Below are 2,471 nucleotides of genomic sequence, written 5' to 3' on the forward strand. Positions count from 1 at the left end.
ATCGAAGACTATACGATCCGCGTGGCGCAAGGTTTGAACACCATCGGTTTGGTGAACATCCAGTTCGTCATCAGCGAAGGCGTGGTCTACATTATCGAAGTGAATCCGCGCGCGAGCCGGACGATCCCGTTCTTGAGCAAAGTAACCGGTATTCCGATGGCGAAATTGGCCACAAAAGGAATCCTAGGATTGAAGCTGAAGGATATGGGTTACAAGACAGGTTTGGTTCCGTCAAAATCAGGCGTATACGTGAAGATGCCAGTCTTCAGTTTCAGCAAATTGAAGAAAGTCGACACGGTTCTGGGCCCTGAAATGAAGTCTACCGGAGAGATCATCGGTAAAGATGTCAACTTGCCGAAAGCTTTGTATAAAGGCTTCATCGCATCCGGCGTGAATGTGCCTGATTACGGTACAGCGTTGATGACGGTATCGGATAAAGACAAAGAAGAAATCATCCCATTGGCGAAACGTTTGATTTCGTTAGGCTACCATATCGTTGCTACAACAGGTACCGGCAAAGCGTTGGAAGCAGAAGGAATCAAAGTCGACGTCATTGAGAAGATCAATGAGAACAGCAATGACATTCTTGATGCCATCCGCGACGGCCGCATCAATCTGGTCGTCAATACGATGACGGAAGGTAAGACAAGCGAGACCGACGGATTCCTGATCCGCCGTGAAGCAGTCGAAAACAACATCCCATGTTTGACTTCATTGGATACAGCAGAAGCTTTGCTGCAAGCGATGGAAACCATCCATTTCCAATTGGAAGACATGAGTAAATAAGCAATTAAATTTGTAAAAATGAAAAGAGAAGAGGGTGCCTCGTTGGAGGCAGCCACTTCTCTTTTCTTTTGTTTGTTTGTGTCGGTCGTTAGGCCAGGACGGTAACTCAAACAGCCGAGACAAGGCGCGGATGTCGGTCGTTGACGCAGGCCACAAACTCAAACAGTCGAGACCTTAGTCCAAGGGGCAGTCCGCTGCGCTCTTTCATCCAATCAACTTGATGAACGACAAAAAAACACCCCACGAAATGTCGAATGAATCGCTTCATATCGGCATTCTGTGGGGTGTTGCTTCATACTAGTCTAGTATGGAGACGACGGGAGTCGAACCCGTGTCCAAGCATATCGGCACTTCCAAGTCTACGCTCATAGTTAAACTATTGGAATTCGCCTTGAACTAGCCGTTTAACAGGCATTATTGTTGGCTAATCTGATTGTTCTCTTCTGATTCCTCCAGATGGAAGGTCACAGCGTATCCCACATCATTGAGACCCTGATCTGAGTACATGGGCGATACCAGGAGGATCTTAGCTAGCTACAATTAAGCAGCGAAAGCTAAAGTGTTGTTTTGTGTTTTGTCAGTTGTTTTAACTGTAACGTTTTAGCGTAGACGTAACCTACGGAGCGCATCAAAAGCTCGACCTATACCTGTCGAATCCGTAACGTCCCCGTAATGGGAATGCACAGAGTTATCTTGCATTTCATATTATACGGCATCCATTCCAAAAAGCAAGGATTATGCACAAAATATTTTTGCAGCCTGTCGCAAGTAAAAAGAGAATCGTAAAGCTTCCCAGAACCGGAGCGAAGGGATTCTGAAGCTTTCTAGTTATCGCCGAGGCCATTCTGAAAGGGCTATCCTTTGAAATGTACTGTCATTTTCTATAAACTATAAATAAGTGACAAACACCATCATTAAGAAAGGATGGATGAAAATGAAACAAAGAAAATTGTTGATGAGTTTGTTCACTCTATCGGCTACCGTATTATTGGCGGCTTGTTCAACGCAGACTTCGACTGAGGAAGCTTCTGTCGAAGTAGAGAGTGTTTCGATGGAAAGCATGGCTGAGGAGTCTTCCGATAGCAGTTCTGAAGGCATGGGGGATATGGTCCATGACGATTCCGGTGTAATTCCTGAAGGGTTGATGGAAGCGGAGAATCCTACATATAAAGTTGGTGATTCCGTCATCATGCAGGCGGGGCATATGGAAGGCATGGAAGGTGCGGAAGCGACAATCATTGGAGCCTTCGACACGGTTGCCTATGAAGTTTCCTATGATCCAACCAATGGAGACCCAAGAGTGGAGAACCATCAATGGGTGATCCAGGAAGAAATCATGGATGCCGGAACGGATCCATTTGGTGTAGGCAGCGAAGTGATGCTGGAAGCCGAGCACACGGAAGGGATGAGCGGCGCTACTGCCACTATCGATGCGGCTGAAACAACTACAGTCTATATGGTGGATTACATAGATACGGTCACCGGGGAAACGATCAAAAACCATAAGTGGGTGACCGAGCAAGAACTTTCGCCAATTGAACAACCATAACAGTAGGTTGAACATATAAAGATTTTCCTGAATATAAGAAAGGACTGGTCCTAATGAAATTCGGGATACGCAAACCAAGCCTGAAACGCTCATTTAAAGCTAGGACAACCGGAAAGATGAAGCGGGCGATCAAACG

General features: G+C 46.1%; 1 protein-coding gene, 1 other RNA gene and 1 pseudogene. 2 read left to right on the forward strand and 1 reads right to left on the reverse strand.

All coding sequences use genetic code 11. The annotated features are described in order from the left end of the window. Positions 1 to 786, forward strand: a pseudogene (locus WBV27_RS04320) (carbamoyl-phosphate synthase large subunit); the annotation flags it as partial. Between the two features lie 305 nt (positions 787 to 1,091). Here the strand turns inward: WBV27_RS04320 and ssrA are convergent. Beyond that, positions 1,092 to 1,455: a transfer-messenger RNA gene (ssrA, locus tag WBV27_RS04325) on the reverse strand. Between the two features lie 265 nt (positions 1,456 to 1,720). Here ssrA and WBV27_RS04330 point away from each other — a divergent pair. Continuing rightward, complete coding sequence (locus WBV27_RS04330) at positions 1,721 to 2,335, forward strand: YdhK family protein (protein ID WP_424199739.1); 615 nt, start codon at positions 1,721 to 1,723, stop codon at positions 2,333 to 2,335. The last annotated feature ends 136 nt before the right edge of the window (positions 2,336 to 2,471 follow it).

The sequence above is a fragment of the Trichococcus sp. genome (assembly GCF_049589555.1).
In the GTDB taxonomy this organism is placed as follows: domain Bacteria; phylum Bacillota; class Bacilli; order Lactobacillales; family Aerococcaceae; genus Trichococcus.

Coding starts and splice junctions, on each gene's coding strand:
- WBV27_RS04330 (WP_424199739.1), top strand. CDS start 1,721: ATGAAACAAAGAAAATTGTTGATGAGTTTGTTCACTCTATCGGCTACC.